This window comes from Pseudomonas versuta (assembly GCF_001294575.1).
Classification (GTDB): domain Bacteria; phylum Pseudomonadota; class Gammaproteobacteria; order Pseudomonadales; family Pseudomonadaceae; genus Aquipseudomonas; species Aquipseudomonas versuta.
Map to the genome: position 1 here is coordinate 569546 of NZ_CP012676.1, position 19775 is coordinate 589320.

Genomic DNA, 19775 nt, shown 5'->3' on the forward strand with positions numbered 1-19775 from the left:
GTTCAAGCATGAGAGAGTCGCGTCATTGCCCGGCGGTATTGATCGCCGCACCGGCCTCGGGCCAGGGCAAGACCACCGTCACCGCCGCCCTGGCCCGATTGCATCGCAATCAAGGGCGCAAGGTACGGGTATTCAAGTGTGGTCCGGATTTTCTCGATCCCATGATCCTCGAGCGCGCCAGCGGAGCGCCGGTATATCAGGTGGATTTGTGGATGGTGGGCGCCGATGAAAGTCGCCGCTTGCTGTGGGAAGCCGCAGGGGAAGCGGACCTGATTCTGATTGAAGGGGTCATGGGTCTGTTCGACGGTACGCCGTCCAGCGCTGATCTGGCACGTCATTTTGGCGTGCCGGTGTTGGGCGTGATCGATGGCACTGCCATGGCCCAGACCTTTGGCGCGCTGGCACTGGGCCTGGCGCGCTATCAGCCGGACTTGCCGTTTGCCGGCGTGCTGGCCAACCGTGTCGGCACCGTGCGCCATGCGCAGTTGTTGGAGGGGAGCCTGACTGAAGGCTTGCGCTGGTACGGCGCACTGTCTCGTGAAACCGCCATCGAACTGCCAAGTCGGCATCTGGGCCTGGTCCAGGCCAGCGAGTTGAATGATCTGGATGCGCGCCTTGATGCGGCGGCCGATGCCCTGGCCAGCACCTGTGAGGTAGCGCTGCCACCGGCGGTGGCGTTCGCTGCACCGCAGCTGGTAACAGCCGAGCCGTTATTGGCCGGGGTGCGCATTGCCGTGGCGCGCGATGAGGCTTTCGCCTTCACCTATGGCGCGAGCCTGGCGCTGTTGCGTGACATGGGCGCCGAACTGCTGTTCTTCTCGCCGATTCACGATGAGCGCTTGCCCGAGGTCGACAGTCTGTATTTGCCGGGCGGTTACCCTGAACTGCATCACCTTGAGTTGTCGCGCAATACGCCGATGCTGGAGGCTATTCGCGCGCACCACGGGGCGGGCAAGCCATTGCTCGCCGAGTGTGGCGGGATGCTCTATTTGCTGGATGCCCTGACCGACGTTGAAGGCCAACGTGCCGAGCTGGTGGGGCTGCTGGCCGGTGAAGCAACCATGCAAAAGCGTCTGGCAGCGCTGGCGCTACAGGCTGTCGAGATGCCCGAAGGCTTGCTGCGCGGTCACACCTATCATCACTCGCTGACCACCACCGACCTTGTACCGATCGCCCGGGGGCTGAGCCCCAATGGCGGGCGTGGCGCTGAAGCGGTGTATCGCGACGGGCGGATGACCGCGTCTTATGTGCACTTTTACTTTCCGTCCAATCCCCAGGCCATTGCCGCGTTGTTCGCGCCCTGTGCCGTGAAGGTGCCATGAGCGACAACGCATTTAGTCCTGATGAGCGAGCTGCTGTTTATCGAGCCATAGCCGAGCGACGCGATATGCGTCACTTCAGCGGTGGCACGGTGGCTCCTCAACTGTTATCACGTCTGCTTGAAGCCGCGCATCAGGCGCCCAGTGTGGGCCTGATGCAACCCTGGCGGTTTATCCGCATCAGCGACCGCCAGTTGCGCGGCAAGGTCCAGGCTCTGGTCGAAGAGGAGCGGGTGCGCACCGCTCAAGCGCTGGGTGAGCGTTCCGATGAATTCATGACCCTCAAGGTCGAGGGCATCAACGATTGTGCCGAGGTGTTGGTGGCCGCGTTGATGGACGATCGCGAGAAGCACATCTTCGGTCGCCGGACGCTGCCGGAAATGGACATGGCATCGTTGTCGTGTGCGATCCAAAACCTGTGGCTGGCCGCCAGGGTCGAGGGGCTGGGCATGGGCTGGGTGTCGCTGTTTGATCCTTTGGCGCTGGCTGACCTGCTGGGTTTACCCGCTGGTGCCAAGCCGCTGGCCGTGTTGTGTCTGGGCCCGGTCGAGCGCTTTTATCCAGCACCTATGCTGGTGATGGAGGGATGGGCGAAAGCGCGTCCACTGAGCGAACTGGTTTATGAGAATTATTGGGGAGTGAGTCCATGAGTGTGGCGTTGCTGTGCGTTGCCGGGGTGGCGCTGGATGCGTTGTTCGGTGAGCCCAAACGCTGGCATCCGCTGGTTGCGTTTGGCCGGATGGCTGACCGTATCGAGCAACGTTTCAATTCCGGCGGTCGTGGCTGGCGCAGCCATGGCGTGACAGCCTGGGTGCTGGCAGTGCTGCCGTTGACGATTCTGGCAACAGCCTTGTCATGGCTGCCTTATATCGGCTGGCTGGTGGACATTCTGGCGCTGTATTGCGCGCTGGGCATGCGCAGTCTGGGTGAGCACGTGCAGCCGGTGGCGCAAGCCCTGCGCAGCAATGACCTGGAAGAGGCCCGTACCCGGGTCGGCTACCTGGTCAGTCGCCAGACCAGCGAACTGGACTCCACGCAAGTGGCCCGCGCGGCCACGGAATCGGTCCTGGAGAACGGCAGTGATGCAGTGTTCGCCGCCCTGTTCTGGTTTGTCGTAGCCGGCGCACCGGGGGTAGTGCTCTATCGTTTGAGTAATACGCTGGATGCGATGTGGGGCTATCGCAACGAACGCTTTGAGCGTTTTGGCTGGGCGGCTGCGCGGATCGACGATGTGCTGAATTATATTCCGGCACGGTTGGTGGCGTTGACCTACGCCGTGTTGGGTAATACCCGGCTGGCCTTGAAATGCTGGCGCAAGCAGGCGCCGCAATGGGACAGCCCCAATGCGGGCCCGGTTATGGCCTCGGGCGCGGGGGCTCTGGGGGTGGAGTTGGGCGGCCCGGCGATTTACCACGGCGAACTGCATGAACGCACGCAATTGGGCGAAGGTCCTCAGGCGGATGCCGACGCGATTGATCGCGGCTGGCAGTTGGTGCAGCGTGGCGTATGGCTGTGGTTATTGATCCTGTGTGTAGGGAGTGAATTCTATGCTTGAGCACGGCGGACGTTTACGTCAGGCAGTTCTGAACTACGGCATTGCCGAGGCGGACTGGCTGGACTTGTCCAGTGGCCTGGCGCCCTGGCCGTTTGCGATTCCTGCGATTGATGAGCGGGCCTGGGCGCGCTTGCCGGAAACCGACGACGGGCTTGAGCACGCAGCTTGCGCTTATTACGGGGCACCGAACGTGTTGCCGGTGCCGGGTTCGCAGTGCGCTATTCAGTTGCTGCCGCGCTTGCGGCGTGCGGGCAAGGTCGGTGTGTTGTCGCCCTGCTACGCCGAGCACGCCGAGGCGTGGCGCCGTAGCGGGCACATCGTGCGCGAGATCATGGAGCAGGAAGTCGATTTCTACCTCGATACGCTGGATGTGCTGGTGGTGGTTAACCCCAATAACCCTACCGGCTTGAGCCTGACTGCCGAGCGGTTGCTGGAGTGGCACGCAAGACTGGCCCCGCGCGGAGGTTGGCTGGTGGTGGACGAGGCCTTCATGGACAACACGCCAGATTTGAGCCTGTCGGCCCAGAGCTGGCGTACCGGGCTGATTGTGCTGCGCTCTTTCGGCAAGTTCTTTGGTCTGGCCGGGGTCCGGCTTGGCTTTGTTCTGGCAGAACTCAAGTTGCTTAAATTGTTGGCCGACCAGGTCGGCCCATGGGCCGTCAGCGGCCCGACCCGGGCTGTAGGCCAGGCTTGTCTGCTCGACACCGCCGCCCAGGAGTTTCAGCGCGAGCGCAGCGAATTGGCCAGCGGCCGGTTGGAGCGATTGCTGGGCCTGCATGATTTGCCGCCCCAGGGCGGGTGCGCGCTGTTTCAGTGGTTGATTACCCCCCACGCCGACCGTCTTTACGAATTTATGGCCCAGCGCGGTATTTTGCTGCGTCTGTTTGCCCATAACAGCAGCGTACGTTTTGGCCTGCCTGCTACCGACGCTGACTGGCTGCGGCTGGAACAAGCGTTGCTGGCGTATACCAAGGAACATTCATGAGCACGCTGATGGTGCAGGGCACTACATCCGATGCGGGTAAAAGTACTCTGGTCACGGCATTGTGCCGCTGGCTGACCCGCGAGGGTGTGCGTGTGGTGCCGTTCAAGCCGCAGAACATGGCGCTCAACAGTGCCGTCACCGCAGAGGGCGGCGAGATCGGTCGGGCCCAGGCAGTCCAGGCCCAGGCGGCCGGTCTTGCGCCCCACACAGACATGAATCCGGTGTTGCTCAAGCCCAACAGTGACACCGGCGCGCAGGTGATTATTCATGGGCGTGCCGTAACCAGCATGAACGCGGTGGCTTATCACGACTACAAGGCCATCGCCATGCAGGCGGTGCTGGCCTCGCACCAACGCTTGAGCGCCGAGTACCCGGTGGTGATGGTCGAGGGCGCGGGCTCGCCTGCCGAGATCAATCTGCGTGCCGGCGACATCGCCAACATGGGCTTTGCCGAGGCGGTGGATTGTCCGGTAATCCTGATCGCCGACATCAATCGCGGCGGCGTGTTTGCGCATCTTGTCGGCACTCTTGAGTTGCTGTCAGAGACCGAGCAGGCGCGGGTCAAAGGCTTCATCATCAACCGTTTTCGGGGCGACATTGCCTTGCTCCAGCCTGGTCTCGACTGGCTTGAACAGCGCACGGGCAAGCCGGTGATCGGTGTATTGCCGTATGTGATGGATTTGCATCTTGAGGCTGAAGACGGCATTGACCAGCGCCAGACCGACAAGGTAGATCAAGTGCTCAAGGTGGTTGTGCCGGTACTGCCGCGTATCAGTAACCACACCGACTTCGATCCGCTGCGTTTGCACCCGCAAGTGGACTTGCAGTTTGTCGGGCCGGGCCAGCCTGTCCCTGCTGCGGATTTGATTATCCTGCCGGGCTCCAAAAGCGTGCGCAGCGATCTGGCCTATTTGCGCGGCAATGGCTGGGAGGCGGCAATCAACCGTCACTTGCGCTATGGCGGCAAGTTGCTGGGGATTTGTGGCGGTTTGCAGATGCTCGGCGAACAGGTTCACGACCCGCTGGGGCTCGAAGGCGCGGCGGGGTCGAGCCCCGGTCTGGGGTTGCTGGCATTGAGCACCGAGCTTGCCGCCGAGAAGCAACTGCGCAATGTACGCGGGCATCTGACCCTGGAAAACGCTGCAGTCAGTGGCTACGAAATCCATGCCGGCGTGACTAGCGGCGTGGCGCTGGAGCGGCCGGCGGTGCAGTTGGAAGATGGCCGGTGTGATGGCGCCCAGAGTGAAGACGGGCAAATTTTCGGCACGTACTTGCATGGTTTGTTCGAGTCACCTGCGGCCTGCAGTGCCTTGTTGCGCTGGGCCGGTTTGCAGGACGTGCAAACGGTGGACTACCACGCCCTGCGTGAGCGGGACATCGAGCGCCTGGCGGACCTGGTGCAAAACCATCTTGATACCGGGTTGCTGCGTCAATTATGCGGGCTCTGATCCTCTGCCATACGGGCCGCTCTTGCGGCTTCCACACAGATGAAGCCGCCTTCTAGAGGTTTTAAAACATGCTGCAACTGATTCTGGGTGGCGCCCGGTCGGGTAAAAGCCGCCTGGCCGAGAAGCTCGCGGCCGAGTCCGCTCTGGCCGTCATCTACATCGCCACCAGCCAGCCGCTGGACGGTGAGATGAACGAGCGCGTGCGCCACCATCGTGAGCGCCGCCCCGGGCATTGGGCGCTGGTAGAAGAACCGCTGGAGCTGGCCCGGGTACTGCGCGATAACGCCGGGGCAGAGACTTTTTTGTTGGTAGATTGCCTGACGTTATGGCTGACCAACCTGCTGATGCTTGAGGACCCGCAGCGCCTGGACGCCGAGCGTGATGCGCTGCTGGCGTGCCTGGCTGAACTGCCGGGTGAAATTGTATTTGTCAGCAACGAAACCGGAATGGGTGTCGTGCCGCTGGGCGAATTGACTCGCCGCTATGTCGATGAAGCCGGTTGGTTGCATCAAGCCTTGGCCGAGCGCTGTCAGCGAGTAGTGCTGACGGTGGCGGGCCTGCCTCTGACGTTGAAAGGAACTGCACTATGAATACCCCGTGGTGGCTGACCCCGTGCAAGCCGGTTAATCATGAAATATCGATGGCGGCAGCCGGGCGTCAGCATCAATTGACCAAACCGGCAGGCTCGTTGGGCCAGCTGGAAGCGCTGGCCGTGCAGCTGGCCGGGTTGCAGGGGCGGCTCAAGCCGCGTGTCGATCAACTGTGGATTGCGATTTTTGCTGGCGATCACGGTGTGGTGGCAGAGGGCGTATCGGCTTACCCGCAAGCGGTCACCGGGCAAATGTTGCACAACTTTGTCAGCGGCGGCGCGGCGATCAGCGTGCTGGCCCGCCAGTTGGGCGCGCAACTGGATGTAGTAGACCTGGGCACTGTGACACCCATGCTCAATCTGCCGGGGGTGCGGCACCTGGAGCTGGGAGCAGGCACGGCCAACTTTGCGACGGGCGCGGCGATGACCGACAGTCAGGGCTTAAAAGCCCTGCAGGCGGGGCGTGACAGTGTGTTGCGGGCACTGGCAGCGGGCAGCGAGTTATTTATTGGCGGCGAAATGGGCATTGGCAACACGACGTCAGCCAGTGCCGTGGCCTGTGCCTTGCTGGATTGCCCGGCCTCGCACCTGACTGGGCCGGGAACCGGTCTGGACGCAGCGGGTGTGAGCCATAAAGCGCAAGTCATTGACCGGGCGCTGGCGTTTCACGACGGGCTGCTGGATGACCCGCTGCAGACCCTGTTCCGCCTGGGCGGCTTTGAGATTGCAGCTTTGACCGGCGCCTATGTGGCTTGCGCGCAGCAAGGCATCGTGGCGTTGGTTGATGGCTTTATTTGTACGGTTGCAGCCATGGTGGCGGTACGTTTGAACCCGCAGTGCCGCGAGTGGCTGGTGTTCGCCCATCGCGGTGCCGAGCAGGGGCATCGCCATGTGCTGGAAAGCTTGCAGGCACAGCCGTTGCTCGACCTCGGCTTGCGCCTGGGCGAGGGCAGCGGTGCCGCACTGGCGGTGCCGTTGATGCGTCTGGCCTGCGACCTGCACGGGCAGATGGCGACTTTTGCCGAGGCCGCCGTGGCGGACCGACCTGCATGACGGTGCAACTGGATCTGTTGCGCCATGGCGAAACCGAGCTGGGGGGTGGACTGCGTGGCAGTCTCGATGATGCGCTGACGGCCGTGGGCTGGGAGCAGATGCGTGAAGCGGTTAAAGGCCGCGGTCCGTGGGATCGTATCGTCAGCTCACCGTTGCAGCGTTGTGCCCTGTTCGCACGGGAGCTGAGCCAGCAGCTGGCGTTACCGGTGTCTTTCGACAAGGACCTGCAGGAACTGCATTTTGGCGAATGGGAAGGGTGCAGTCCTGCGGCGCTGATGGAAACCGACGCCGAGGCGCTGGGGTTGTTCTGGACTGACCCCTACGGCTTTACTCCGCCGCAAGGTGAGCCTGTGCCGGAGTTCTCGGCGCGGGTATTGTCCGCAGTCAGCCGTTTGCAGCAACAATTTGCCGGGGAACGGGTACTGGTGGTGTGCCACGGCGGGGTGATCAAGCTGCTGCTGGCCCGGGCCCGGGGTTTGCCCCGCGAGCAATTGTTGCAGGTGCCGGTGGTCAATGGTGCGCTGTTCGGGTTGCGTGTTGCAGCCCACGGCCTAGTAAGCGAAGAGGGCTGAGCATGCTGCCATTCTGGATCGCCCTGCAATTTTTGAGCAGCTTGCCGATTCGCCTCTCCGGTATGCCTGCGCCTCAAGAGCTTGGGCGTTCTCTGCTGTGCTATCCGTTGGTAGGTGCGCTGTTCGGCCTGCTGCTTTGGGGGCTCAATGGCTTGCTGGGCAATGCCCCTTTAATGCTGCATGCGGCCTTGCTGCTGACGGCATGGGTGCTGCTCAGTGGCGGGTTGCACCTGGATGGTCTGGCTGACAGTGCCGATGCCTGGCTGGGCGGCTTTGGCGATCGTGAGCGCACCCTGAGCATCATGAAAGACCCGCGCAGCGGACCGATTGCCGTCGTGACGCTGGTCTTGGTGTTATTGCTCAAATTTTGCGCGCTGCTGGCGCTGGTTGAGCAGCAACAGGGGATGGCCTTGCTGATTGTGCCGCTGATCGGCCGCAGTGCATTGCTCGGTGTGTTTCTCACCACGCCTTATGTGCGTGCGGGTGGCCTGGGGCAAGCGCTGGCGGACCACTTGCCGCGCAAGACCGGGTGGCAGGTGCTGGGGCTCAGTGCGCTGGCGTGTGTAGTGGTGGCCGGTTATGCAGGTTTGTGGGCGCTGGTGCTGGCGGCCCTTGGGTTTGTATGGCTGCGCAGAGTGATGATGCGTCGCCTGGGTGGCACCACAGGTGATACTGCCGGGGCCTTGCTTGAATTGCTTGAGGTTCTGGTATTGGTGGGGTTGGCGCTTATTTCAGCGTGACCAGCTCTGCAGGAGCGTGCTTGCTCGCGATGGCAAGCTGGCTCCCGCCAGGGCGGCGGTGGCGTTTTTTTTAAATCTTGATTCCAGTTTATTGCGGGTATATACATACAAAATGTTACCAACCCAGTGTTTATGCACCAATCTGCGTCGCGCTTCGCGTGGCATCAGCAGGCATTACGACGGCGCTCTTGATGGCTTCGGAATCAACGTTGCCCAGTATTCCTTGCTGTGCAATCTCAAGCGTCTGGATCAACCGAGTATTTCCAGCCTGGCTGAAGCCATGGGGCTGGACCGCAGTACGTTAGGGCGCAACTTGCGGGTGCTGGAGAATGCAGGCTTGGTGAAGCTGGCTGAGGGCGAGGACCACCGTAATCGCCTGGTATGCCTGACCAGGGCCGGGGAGGAGCGGCTTGAGGCAGCGTTGCCGGCCTGGGAGGCTGCGCAGCAGCAATTGATTGATCGTTTGGGGGAAGATCGGCGCGAGCAATTGCTGCAGCTTCTGGATGACTTGGCGGGCCCGGATTAAGGGCCCTTTTAACGAATAAAAATGGGTATATACCCGCATCAGGAGAATAAAAATGACATCGGTGTGGCGTACCAGCGGGTGGGTGCTTTTGGGCAGTGCATTGATTTTGGCGCTGTCTTTGGGGGTAAGGCATGGATTCGGGCTGTTTCTGCCGCCGATGAGTGCTCAGTTTGGTTGGGGGCGCGAGGTCTTTGCGTTTGCTATTGCTCTGCAGAACTTGATCTGGGGCTTGGCGCAACCGTTCACCGGTGCACTGGCTGATCGCTTTGGCGCCGCCAGAGTCGTGATCGTGGGTGGCATTTTGTATGCCGCAGGTTTGATCCTGATGGGCATGTCAGACTCGTTGATGACCTTATCGCTGAGTGCGGGTTTGTTGATCGGTATCGGGCTGTCCGGTACTTCCTTCTCGGTGATTCTGGGTGTGGTAGGGCGCGCCTTGCCTGCGCAAAAGCGCAGCATGGGCATGGGGATTGCCAGTGCGGCGGGGTCGTTCGGTCAGTTCGCCATGTTGCCCGGCACACTGGGTCTGATTGGCTGGCTCGGCTGGTCGTCGGCGTTGCTGGTTTTGGGGTTGCTGGTGGCGTTGATCGTGCCCTTGGTGAGCATGCTCAAAGATCGTCCGCTGCCGAGTCTGGGTGGCGAGCAAACGCTCAGGCAAGCGCTGCGTGAGGCCTGCTCGCATTCCGGGTTCTGGCTGTTGTCCTTCGGCTTTTTTGTCTGCGGGTTTCAGGTGGTGTTTATCGGGATTCACCTGCCGGCCTATCTGGTGGATCAGCATTTGCCTGCCACCATTGGCACGACGGTGCTGGCGCTGATTGGTCTGTTCAATATATTCGGCACCTACACTGCCGGCTGGCTGGGCGGCCGTATGTCAAAGCCGCGCTTGCTGACCAGTCTGTACCTGGCGCGAGCAGTGGTTATCGTGTTGTTCCTGTGGGCGCCGGTGACGCAGTTTAGTGCCTACCTGTTCGGTATGAGCATGGGCTTTTTGTGGTTGTCGACAGTGCCGCTGACCAATGGCACGGTCGCTACCATGTTTGGTGTGCGTAACTTGTCAATGCTGGGCGGGATCGTGTTCCTGTTCCATCAGCTGGGTGCATTCCTCGGCGGCTGGCTGGGGGGTGTGGTCTATGATCGAACCGGTAGTTACGATTTGATCTGGCAGGTTTCGATCTTGTTGAGTCTTTTGGCGGCTGCCCTGAACTGGCCGGTGCGCGAGCGCCCTGTCGCCCGGTTGCAGGCGCAGGGGAGTATTGCGTGAGTCCGGCATGGCTATGGTGGGTGGGATTGGGCGGCGGTTTATTACTGCTGACCCTGGCGTGGTGGGGCTGGCATCAAGGCGGGCTGGCACTGATGCAGTTGGGCATGGGTGCTTGCTAGCGGGTTGTCGGGGCGAGTAAGTTCTGTGTCTGTCTCTATTTAAAGGACTTTGATAATGCTAAAGCGCTGGATTGCAATGCCCGTATTGTTGTTGGTTTGCACCGGTTCTGTATGGGCGGCGCAGTGTCCGCCGCTACTGGAAGGCTCATTGCCAAAGTTGCGGGCCAAAGAATCTATCGATCTGTGCCAGCGCTTCGCCGCAAAGCCGCTGTTGATCGTTAATACTGCGAGCTTTTGTGGCTTTGCCCCTCAGTTCAAAGGGCTTGAGGCATTGCATCAGCGTTTTAAAGGGCAGGGGCTGGAGTTGATTGGCGTGCCGTCCAATGACTTTAAACAAGAGGCCAAGGACGGCGAAGAAACAGCCAAGGTCTGTTACGTTAATTACGGTGTAACGTTCACCATGATTGATCCGCAACATGTTCGTGGTCCTGACGCAGTGCATTTGTTTAAAGTGCTGGCTGAGCAGAGCAGTGCGCCGAAGTGGAATTTCTACAAATATGTTGTAGATCGCAAAGGCAATGTCATTGCCAACTTTTCGAGTCTGAGTAAACCCGACAGCCCCGAATTGATTGAGGCGATAGAAAAAGCCATTGCTTCAACACCCTGAATGTCACTCATTAAAAAATCCCCGTCTCGGTAACGAGAACGGGGATTTTTTTAATTCAGTCGGCGAGCCCTTCAGGCTCGCGATGAATCAGAACTTGTAGGTTGCGCCTACTGCAAAGCCGTTAGCGCTGTTTTCATATTTGGCGCTGTAGCTGTTAAGAGCGTTCGAGTCATTAACTTTGACTGATTCTTCTTTCAGGTAAGAGTAAGCAACGTCAATGGCCAGGTTTTCGTTAACTGCATAACCCGCACCCAGGCTGAAGACTGTACGGTCACCGGTAGGGATACGTGGTGAACGGTTCTCGTTGTTGGTTGGCGACTGATCCCAGGTCAGGCCGGTACGCAGTACCCACTGCTTGTTCAGCTGGTATGAAGTACCGATTGCATAGGCCCAGGTATCGTGCCAGTTCTGTTCTTCCTTGATCGAGCCGAACAGTTGCGAACCTACCGCCCCCGAAGCTGCAGGGCTTACACCGTCGTTATTGATGGTGATGTCTTTCAGGCGGCTCCAGCGAGTCCAGGTCGAACCTGCATAGACTTTCCAGGCATCGGACAGGTCTTGAGTCACAGACAGGTCGTAGGATTCTGGAGTGTCGATGGACAGCGAGGCGTCATAGCGATTGCTTTTCATCAATGAAGCCGGGGTATTGGCCCCCGCCGTAACATTGGTGTGGCCTTCAAGCTTGTAGCTCACTTTGGAGTGATAGGTAAGACCAATACGAGTGGTGTCTGTCGCTTGCACCAGAACACCGATATTGAAGCCCAACGCGGTATCAGTTCCTTTAACTTTTACATTGGTATCGCCGAAAGCCGGATTGAGGACCGTGAGGTCAGACTCAAGTGCGCCGGAGATACGGTTAATGGTTGGGCCGAAACCCACCGAGACCTTGTCGTTAAAGGCATAGCTGACTGTCGGTTGCAGCGTAATAACCTTTACTTCACTCTTTTTGCCGAAGGCTCGGCCCTGGAAGCCGCCTTCATAATCGGTAACGAGCCCGAAAGGTGCATAAACACCGAAACCTACAGCCCACTGGTCATTGAGCTTGTTGGTATAGAAACCCATCGGAACGCCAGTGAATGGCACCATGTCACCTTTATTGGTGCCAGGGTATTTACCTTGCGCATCTTTAATATCGGTCGAAGCGTCGATAACAGCGATGCCACCGGTTACTTGCTGACCATTTAAGCGGGACATGCCGGCAGGGTTACCAAATACGGTACTTGCATCGTCGGCTGAAGATGAACGACCTGCGAAACCGGTCCCCATACCGCTAACGCTTTGTTCGTTGAGGGCGAAGCCACTTGCGAAAATCTGGCTGGAAGCCAAGGTTACGGCGAGGCCAAGTGTGGTCTTGAGCATTACTTTTTTCATTATTAGAACTCCTTTTGATCACCGGACGAAAACTACCAACATTTTTGTTTAAGCGCTATAGGCTAAATCGCAGAAGTTAACGTTGTTTTGTAGGACAATCCGACCGGTTTTCGATCATTTAAATATTATTGTGTGTGGACGAATTCTCAAGCGACATGATTGAGAGGAGAAACAAAGTTGTTCCACGCGTGAGTGAAATCACGCAAACGTCCTTGTGGTTCAAAGGCTTGGCGCCAAATTCTTGCCATACCGAGCAGGTCATCTGCAGCGGGGATGATTACTTGTTGCTGTTCAATCAGCAGCCACGCAATGGCCGTTGCGTAACGTAAATTAACCGTGAGTTCCAAATGGGGGCTGCACAAGAATGCATGCTGACTGGCCAGTCCGCGAATCAGGCTGGCCAGATCGGGGTCTTGCGCCAGATACCGGTCCCACAAAGCTGCGTGGCTGGCTTCGCGAATGCAGTACAGGCCATGACCGCGCCGGTCGTGCAGGGCAGAGCCCAGGCTTGACTGGCTGGCAGCAATACCCAGCAACAAAGCTTCTGCATCCGGATTGTTCTGGCCCAGATACCTCAATGTTGGCCGAATGACATAAAGAGACAACTCTCTGGCAGCGATACCCATATCGTCCTCGACGGCTGAAATGGCCGGCGTGCCCATTTGCTTGGCAGCAGTGAGTCGGGAGGGCTCGCCGGAAGCGGATTAGCCGCTTGAGTTGAAGTGTAGTGTCATATATTTGCTCTAAAGGACTGTTTTTAAAACATTAGTGGCTTCGAGTTGTGCGCTATATATCCGCAGGTAATTAAACAATGCAGGATATTTCTTAAATTTTTAGCAATAAAAAGCCCTGCGGATCAGGCAGGGCTTGTTGTGTTGTCGCTTATCAGATCAGGCAATAAGTGCCTGACGAGTACGCTCGATCACAGCTTGCAGAGGTGCTGCGCTGGAATATTGATCGGGGTACAGGCGTTCGCTGTGACGAGCGATACCGTGTTCGTTGACCAGAGTGAAGCTGAAGCATCCTTTGCGAGCGGCCATAATCAGGCAGTTCATTGGAGCAAAGGCGTTGGTTAGGGTGCGAATGGCATCCTGAGTATGGATTTGAGTAGACATAGTTATTAGGTGTTCCTACAAATGACACAGCTTAGAGCTGTGCAGCGTTAAAACGTTCCAGTGACGTCGAGCCATCTTTGGCTGGACGAAGAACCTGACTGGAACAAAGCCGCCAGTTGGAGCGCATTAATTATGTGGCGCTTGGGCTGGCAGGTAGGTACTTAGGAGGGCAGGCAATCACAACTGGAGCTAAGGTTCCGTGCTCCGGGTGAAGATCCTGATCAATTTGCAGGTTGGTTCGGTCAGAGTAAAAACTTCGCGGTACCCTTTGCTTTTCAAAGGCAGTATCGTCGCAAGATTTACCTGGAAACCATCGAGGGGGTCGATCCCGTTTTGTCAGCATGTCTTCATTTATGGAAGAGTGCTTGAGGGATTTGTTCGGCCCGAATTGACTTTCAGCTTGGTACTAACGCTGCGGATAATAACGGGTTGAAAATTTAAACGCAAGTGTGCTAGCAAAAAATACGTTATTTAGCCCTCTGCAGCGATTATCGGCACCAGTGCGCAACGGCATGGGCAGGTGGGCGATATAGCCCGTTTCTACTGGAATGCCAGACCTTGATCGGCAGCTTATCGGGGTTCTGAGGAGGTTTTGCCGTTGCTCAATACAGGTGCGCTTGCCTAGAGTTTTTGCTCTGTATCAGACCTGTTTCCTGGGGCGGGTGTGAACTTGTGCACATTTTAGGTGCTGCGCATTGAATCACTGCACGGGCCAGAGAACATGCGCTCCTAGCCTGCTAGCTAAATTTAAGTCAATGAAAAACATCGTTTTTTTTAATTGGTGAAAAAATCGTCAGTTTGACCCGAGGCCCCGCAGGGTGGGCGTTTGCGGGGGTTAAATGTGGGTTGTCCACTGACTTATCCACAGGATCTGTGGATTGTCCCGTGCACTTGCTCTAGATCGCGGGTGTAGTGTTTTTCGGCTTTACCCTCACGAAAAAAGGAGTAAAGTTGCGCGCCTTCTGTTCTGCCCTACAGTGTCATATGAAGTTTCGTACAGCTACTTCCTCCGTTACTCGCCCCAATACTCCATCAGACCCCCCAAAACGCTTTTCTCTGCGGGTGGCCATCTGGTTACTGGATAACCCTCGATTGGGCGCCAAGCCCAGCGTCAAGCACGTTGCCGGCCATTTGCTGAAACAACCTGCACGACAAGGTGTGGTTCTGGCCCAGAGTCGGCTTGGGCAATTGATGTGCCGTGATTGCGGGAGTGCCCGGGATCAGCGGATCGGTCATGAGCTCTTGCGCCAGGCTGCCCGTGCCGGAGATCGCGTCGCGCAACAGGAACTGAGCAAAATAGAAGACTGAGCTGTCTTCGCTCCTGTTGCTTGGTTACCCTTGCTCTTTTATCTAGTGCGGAGGGGCTATGGCCCTGGATTTGAGCAGCATTTTGCTGGGCCTGGCCTTGGCGGGCATACCGCTGTTGGCAGTTTTATGGCAGGTGCAGCGTCGCGCCAGTGCCCTTCATGCTGAACTGGCGATGCTCAATGAGCGTTTGAATACGGCGCAGTTGGCTCAGGAAGGTCTGAGCGCCCAACTGGAGGCCAGTCGTGATGAAATCAGTGATCTGGGCCAGGCCAATGCTGCCAAGCAGGCAGAGCTGGCAGCCTTGCGGCGAGAGGTCGAGTTGTCGCAACTCGAACGCGACAATGCGCGCGATGCAGCGCATGCCTGGAGTCTGGAGCGCAGCCAGAAAGAGGCCGAATTGCGTCGCCTGGACGCTCATGCGGCGGCGTTGGCGGCTGAGTTGCGCGAGCAACAAGACAGTCATCAACAACGGTTAAGCGACCTGCAAGGCTCGCGTGATGAGCTGCGGGCTCAGTTTGCAGAGCTTGCCGGCAAGATTTTCGATGAGCGTGAGCAGCGTTTCGCCGACACCAGCAGCGAGCGCCTGGGGCAGTTGCTCGACCCTTTAAAGGAGCGCATTCAGTCGTTTGAAAAGCGTGTCGAAGAAAGCTATCAGCAAGAAGCCCGGGAACGATTTTCGCTGGGTAAAGAGCTGGAGCGCCTGCAGCAACTCAATCTGCGCCTGAGTGATGAAGCCACCAACCTGACCCGCGCCCTCAAAGGCCAAAAAACCCAGGGTAACTGGGGTGAGTTGATTCTGGAGCGGGTGCTTGAACACGCAGGGCTTGAGAAGGGCCGCGAGTACCAGACACAGGTCAGCCTCAAGGGGCCGGACGGCGAGCGTTTTCAACCGGACGTCCTGATCATGTTGCCGGGTGACAAACAGGTAGTGGTCGACTCCAAGGTCAGCCTCACGGCATATCAGCAATACGTAGGTGCCGATGACGACGTCATTGGGCAGGCGGCACTCAAGCAGCATGTGCTGTCGTTACGCAATCATGTAAAAGGCCTGGCCGGTAAAGACTATAAGCGACTCGAAGGCCTGCACAGCCTGGACTTCGTGTTGTTGTTTGTACCGATCGAAGCAGCTTTTTCCGCCGCATTGCAAGCCGAGCCTAACCTGTTCCAGGAGGCCTTTGACCGCAATATTGTGATTGTCAGCCCCACCACCTTGCTCGCTACCTTGCGGGTAATTGACAGCCTGTGGAAGCAGGAACGACAAAGTCAAAACGCGCGGGAAATTGCAGAGCGGGCAGGCTGGCTGTACGACAAGTTTGTGCTGTTCATTCAGGACCTGGATGAAGTCGGTAATCGTCTGCAGCAATTGGATAAAGCCTACGCAGCTGCGCGTAACAAGCTGACAGAAGGCCGAGGCAACCTTGTCAGTCGCAGCGAGCAGCTCAAGCTGCTGGGCGCCAGGGCCAGCAAAAGCTTGCCCGCTGACCTGCTGGAGCGGGCGATGACGGATGTGGATGGCGTAGCGCATCCAGCTGAGTAAGCACGCCAGGCCCGTAGCAGCCTGCGGCCGCTGCTACGGGATCCGCTTCTGCCTAGATTACAGCGGCACATGCCGGCTCAGCAGAGCCCTCAAAACCGCAGGTTTTACCGGCTTGGGCAGGTATTCCAGGCCTGCTGCATGCACCTCGGCAATCATCTCCGGCCGTCCATCAGCGCTGATTACCACGCCCGGCACCGGTTCGCCCAATCGGGCACGCAGCCAGCGCATCAGATCGGTGCCGACTTCGCCGCCATCCAGATGGTAATCAACCAGCACCAGTTGCGGACGCACGCCCTCGTTGAGCAGGGCAGCGCATTCGTCGCGATTGCGTGCGGTCCAGACCCGGCAGCCCCAGCGTGTCAGTAAGCTCTGCATGCCGATCAGAATGCTGTCTTCGTTATCGATGCACAGCACTTGGGCGCCATTGATCGGCTGGCCGTTTTGTTCGGCAACCACGGGCTGAGGCGCCGTCTGGGTTTTGGCCAGTGGCACGCTGACGCTGAATACGCTGCCTTTACCCTGCCACGAGCGCACTTGCAGGGTATGCCCGAGCACGTGACACAAACCGTCTGCAATCGCCAGGCCCAGGCCCAGGCCTTTTTCGGCACGGGTCTGGTGGCTATCCAGGCGTTTGAACTCTTCAAAAATGACTTGCAGCTTGTCGGCGGGAATACCCGGGCCCCGATCCCACACCTCAAGGCACAGCTCGCCACCCCGGCGACGCACACCCAACAGCACCGGTCCTTTGGCGTAGCGGAAGGCATTGGTCAGGAAGTTCTGCAGAATGCGTCGCAGCAGTTTGATGTCGCTACTGACCCGCAAACGGCTGCCGCGCACTCTGAAGCTCAAACCTTGTTCCTGAGCCTGGGCGGTGAACTCATTCCCCAGGGTGTCAAACAGGTCATTAAGGGCAAAAGGCTTGATGTCCGGGGTTATCTTTCCGTTTTCCAGGCGTGAAATATCCAGCAGGTCACTGATCAGGTCTTCGGCTGAACGCAAGGAACTGTCCAGGTGCTGTACCAGTTTTTGCGCTTCCGGGTTAAGCCCCTCTTCTTGATGTGACAGGGCTGCGGAGAACAGGCGTGCGGCGTTCATGGGTTGCATCAAGTCATGACTGACAGCTGCCAGGAAGCGGGTTTTCGACTGGTTGGCCGATTCGGCCACCCCTTTGGCATCCGTCAGTGCCTGATTGAGCTGCGACAACTCATGGGTCCGCTCGGCCACCCGCTGTTCAAGCCCTTCGTTGGCCTCGGTCAGTGCCTGTTCGGCTTCGCGGAACGCGGTAATGTCAGTGAAACTCATGACAAAACCGCCCCCCGGCATGGGGTTGCCAATCAGTTCGATAACCCGGCCATTGGGGAACAGGCGTTCGGAGGTATGCGCTCGGCCCTGGCGCATCCAGTGCAGGCGACGGGCCACATGCACTTCGGCTTCCCCGGGGCCGCACAGGCCGCGTTCAGCATTGTGACGAATGATGTCGGCAATCGGGCGTCCTACGCTGATCAGTCCGTCCGGGTAGTTGAAGAGCTCCAGATAGCGACGATTCCAGGCCACCAGCTTGAGCGACTGATCGACCACGCTAATTCCCTGGGTGATGTTTTCAATCGCGCCCTGCAGTAGTGCACGGTTGAACTGCAATACTTCCGATGCTTCGTCGGCAATGCGCACCACATCTTCAAGCTGCATTTCCCGACCTTCAATGGCCGCCTTGACCACTGCGCGGGTCGAGGAAGCGCCGAGGACCCCGGCCAGCAGGCGTTCCGTATGGGCGATCCACTCGCCATTAGCGTTTTGATTAGGGTTAAAGCCTTTGCCCTGGCGATAAGCGAAACGAATAAAGCTCTGGTGGGCCCGCTCCTCACCGACAAAACGTGCGGCCAGTGTCAGCAAGTCGTTGATCTGTACCGCGAGCATGGAGCGCCCGCCCGGGTGGCTGCTCAGTTCCTGGCCAATAAAGCGCCCGGCTTGCCAGTGCTCCGAAACGCGGGTGCGAGACAGCACCGAGACCCAGGCAAACAGAGTGAAGTTACCGGCCAGCGATAACACCACGCCCTGGGTCAGTGGCGTGATCGACAGCCCCAGCGGGTTGCTGTGAAGCCAGGCCAGGCCCGGGAAGTGGCTTAAATTCCAGCCCACGCTGTGGGCGATAAGAGGCAGCACCAGGGTGTAGAACCAGATGAAGGTCCCGGTAGCCAGGCCGGCAAATACCCCCCGGCGGTTGGCTTGCTTCCAGTACAGGGCGCCGAGCATGGCAGGGGCCAGTTGGGTGACTGCAGCAAAGGCAATCTGGCCGATGGTAGCGAGGCTGGCGGTCGAACCCAGCAGGCGGTAGCTGACATAAGCCAGCAGCAGAATCACAACAATCGACACGCGGCGTACCGAAAGCATCCAGTGGCGGAACACTTCGAACGGACGTTCGGCGTTTTTATGCCGCAGCAGCCAGGGCAGCAGCATGTCGTTGGAAACCATGGTCGACAGCGCGACGCTGGCCACAATCACCATGCCGGTGGCGGCCGATGCGCCGCCAATGAATGCCAGCAATGCCAGTGCCGGATGAGCCTGGGCCAGTGGCAGGCTGATCACGAACGAGTCAGGCAGGACCGAACTGGGCAGCAGCATCTGCCCGGCCAGCGCAATCGGTACCACGAACAGGCCCGCCAGAATCAGGTAGGCCGGGAACACCCATTTGGCCAGTTGCAAGTCGCGTGGCTCGATGTTTTCAACCACAGTGACGTGAAACTGCCGGGGTAGGCAGATGATTGCCATCATGGCGACACCGGTCTGCACCACCATCGAAGGCCAGTTGATGGTTTCTTGCCAGTACTGCTCCAGGCGCGGCGCGAGCATCGCCTGATTGAACAGGTCGTCGAAACCGTCATACAGGCCGTAGGTTACAAAGGCGCCGACGGCGAGAAAGGCGAACAGTTTGACCAGCGACTCGAAGGCAATCGCCAGCACCATGCCGCGGTGGTGTTCGGTGGCATCGAGGTTGCGCGTGCCAAATACAATGGTAAACAGCGCCAGCACCAGTGACACAATCAATGCGGTGTCTTGGGCACTGGTGCCTGTTGCATCCGCCCCGGCCCCTATCAGCAGATTGACGCCGAGCACAATGCCCTTTAGCTGCAGGGCGATGTAGGGCAATACGCCCACCAGACAGATCAGCGCCACCACAATCGCCAGTGACTGGGACTTGCCGTAGCGTGCGGCAATAAAGTCAGCAATCGAGGTGATGTTCTCCTGCTTGCTGATCAGCACCATCTTTTGCAGGACCCAGGGCGCGCACACCAATAGCAGCACCGGCCCCAGGTAGATAGGCAAAAACGCCCAAAGCTGTTCGGCGGCCTGGCCTACAGCGCCGAAGAACGTCCAGCTGGTGCAGTACACCGCCAGCGACAAGCTATAGACCCATGCGCGAACCCGCGGCGGCAGCGGTTTGCTGCGCCGGTCACCATAAAAGGCAATGGCAAACATGATGGCCATATAGGCCAGGGCGACGGCGGCAATGAGCCCGCTGGACAGCGACATGGTGACTCCTGGAGGTGTAAGGCCGCAGCAATCCTGCTGCGGCAGGCTAGTCTCGCATGATGTCTGAAGCACGTCAGTGTCGACTATGGTCTGAGCGTGGCCATGTGTCGCGGTGGTTGAACCCAGGGATTGAGTGATTATC

At 58.7% G+C, this 19775-nt stretch carries 19 protein-coding genes; 15 read left to right on the forward strand and 4 right to left on the reverse strand.

What is annotated here, in order from left to right; all coding sequences use genetic code 11:
* The first annotated feature begins 8 nt into the window (after positions 1-8).
* From AOC04_RS02665 to AOC04_RS02720, 13 genes are all read left to right on the forward strand, one after another.
* Positions 9-1322 (forward strand): cobyrinate a,c-diamide synthase, encoded by a 1314-nt coding sequence (locus AOC04_RS02665; RefSeq protein WP_060691040.1) that lies wholly within the window; start codon positions 9-11, stop codon positions 1320-1322.
* Positions 1319-1969 (forward strand): 5,6-dimethylbenzimidazole synthase, encoded by a 651-nt coding sequence (gene bluB, locus AOC04_RS02670; RefSeq protein ID WP_060691041.1) that lies wholly within the window; start codon positions 1319-1321, stop codon positions 1967-1969. The genes AOC04_RS02665 and bluB overlap by 4 nt, the downstream gene beginning before the upstream one ends.
* Positions 1966-2874 carry an adenosylcobinamide-phosphate synthase CbiB gene (gene cbiB / locus AOC04_RS02675; protein ID WP_060691042.1) on the forward strand — a complete coding sequence of 303 codons (909 nt, stop codon included), beginning with the start codon at positions 1966-1968 and terminating at the stop codon, positions 2872-2874. Before bluB ends, cbiB begins: the two co-directional genes overlap by 4 nt.
* On the forward strand, positions 2867-3859 hold the full coding sequence (gene cobD, locus AOC04_RS02680; protein WP_060691043.1) for a threonine-phosphate decarboxylase CobD: 993 nt from the start codon (positions 2867-2869) through the stop codon (positions 3857-3859). The genes cbiB and cobD overlap by 8 nt, the downstream gene beginning before the upstream one ends.
* Entirely contained in the window at positions 3856-5307 is a 1452-nt protein-coding gene (locus AOC04_RS02685; protein ID WP_060691044.1) for a cobyric acid synthase, read from the forward strand. The genes cobD and AOC04_RS02685 overlap by 4 nt, the downstream gene beginning before the upstream one ends.
* Positions 5308-5375: 68 nt before the next feature.
* On the forward strand, positions 5376-5897 hold the full coding sequence (gene cobU / locus AOC04_RS02690) for a bifunctional adenosylcobinamide kinase/adenosylcobinamide-phosphate guanylyltransferase (RefSeq protein WP_060691045.1): 522 nt from the start codon (positions 5376-5378) through the stop codon (positions 5895-5897).
* The gene (gene cobT / locus AOC04_RS02695) at positions 5894-6949 is read left to right on the forward strand and encodes a nicotinate-nucleotide--dimethylbenzimidazole phosphoribosyltransferase (RefSeq protein ID WP_060691046.1); all 1056 of its coding nucleotides are present in this window, start codon (positions 5894-5896) and stop codon (positions 6947-6949) included. Before cobU ends, cobT begins: the two co-directional genes overlap by 4 nt.
* Positions 6946-7521, forward strand: coding sequence for an alpha-ribazole phosphatase family protein (gene cobC / locus AOC04_RS02700; RefSeq protein WP_060691047.1), 576 nt, complete (start codon positions 6946-6948; stop codon positions 7519-7521). Before cobT ends, cobC begins: the two co-directional genes overlap by 4 nt.
* Before the next feature lie 2 nt (positions 7522-7523).
* Complete coding sequence (locus tag AOC04_RS02705) at positions 7524-8261, forward strand: adenosylcobinamide-GDP ribazoletransferase (protein WP_060691048.1); 738 nt, start codon at positions 7524-7526, stop codon at positions 8259-8261.
* 112 nt (positions 8262-8373) lie between these two features.
* Positions 8374-8787: a MarR family winged helix-turn-helix transcriptional regulator gene (locus tag AOC04_RS02710; protein ID WP_060696851.1), complete on the forward strand. Its 414-nt coding sequence runs from the start codon at positions 8374-8376 to the stop codon at positions 8785-8787.
* 52 nt (positions 8788-8839) lie between these two features.
* Positions 8840-10048 (forward strand): MFS transporter, encoded by a 1209-nt coding sequence (locus AOC04_RS02715; RefSeq protein ID WP_060691049.1) that lies wholly within the window; start codon positions 8840-8842, stop codon positions 10046-10048.
* Entirely contained in the window at positions 10045-10167 is a 123-nt protein-coding gene (locus AOC04_RS24315; RefSeq protein ID WP_257719959.1) for a hypothetical protein, read from the forward strand. The genes AOC04_RS02715 and AOC04_RS24315 overlap by 4 nt, the downstream gene beginning before the upstream one ends.
* A gap of 55 nt (positions 10168-10222) precedes the next feature.
* Entirely contained in the window at positions 10223-10774 is a 552-nt protein-coding gene (locus tag AOC04_RS02720) for a glutathione peroxidase (RefSeq protein WP_060691050.1), read from the forward strand.
* A gap of 87 nt (positions 10775-10861) precedes the next feature.
* Here the strand turns inward: AOC04_RS02720 and AOC04_RS02725 are convergent, their stop codons facing one another.
* From AOC04_RS02725 to AOC04_RS02735, 3 genes are all read right to left on the reverse strand, one after another.
* Complete coding sequence (locus AOC04_RS02725) at positions 10862-12145, reverse strand: OmpP1/FadL family transporter (RefSeq protein ID WP_060691051.1); 1284 nt, start codon at positions 12143-12145, stop codon at positions 10862-10864.
* A 146-nt stretch (positions 12146-12291) separates the two neighbouring features.
* A complete protein-coding gene (locus AOC04_RS02730; protein WP_060696852.1) occupies positions 12292-12771 on the reverse strand; it encodes a hypothetical protein in 480 nt (159 codons plus the stop codon).
* A gap of 264 nt (positions 12772-13035) precedes the next feature.
* Positions 13036-13260 carry a hypothetical protein gene (locus tag AOC04_RS02735; RefSeq protein ID WP_003442709.1) on the reverse strand — a complete coding sequence of 75 codons (225 nt, stop codon included), beginning with the start codon at positions 13258-13260 and terminating at the stop codon, positions 13036-13038.
* Between the two features lie 984 nt (positions 13261-14244).
* Between AOC04_RS02735 and AOC04_RS02740 the strand changes: the two genes are divergently transcribed.
* Together AOC04_RS02740 and AOC04_RS02745 are read left to right on the forward strand one after the other, a co-directional pair.
* A complete protein-coding gene (locus AOC04_RS02740; RefSeq protein WP_060696853.1) occupies positions 14245-14568 on the forward strand; it encodes an SEL1-like repeat protein in 324 nt (107 codons plus the stop codon).
* A gap of 172 nt (positions 14569-14740) precedes the next feature.
* Positions 14741-16105 carry a DNA recombination protein RmuC gene (locus AOC04_RS02745; RefSeq protein ID WP_167344887.1) on the forward strand — a complete coding sequence of 455 codons (1365 nt, stop codon included), beginning with the start codon at positions 14741-14743 and terminating at the stop codon, positions 16103-16105.
* Positions 16106-16162: 57 nt separating this feature from the next.
* On the opposite strand, the gene AOC04_RS02750 is transcribed toward AOC04_RS02745, so the two are convergent.
* Entirely contained in the window at positions 16163-19633 is a 3471-nt protein-coding gene (locus AOC04_RS02750; RefSeq protein ID WP_060691053.1) for a PAS domain-containing hybrid sensor histidine kinase/response regulator, read from the reverse strand.
* Positions 19634-19775 lie beyond the last annotated feature (142 nt).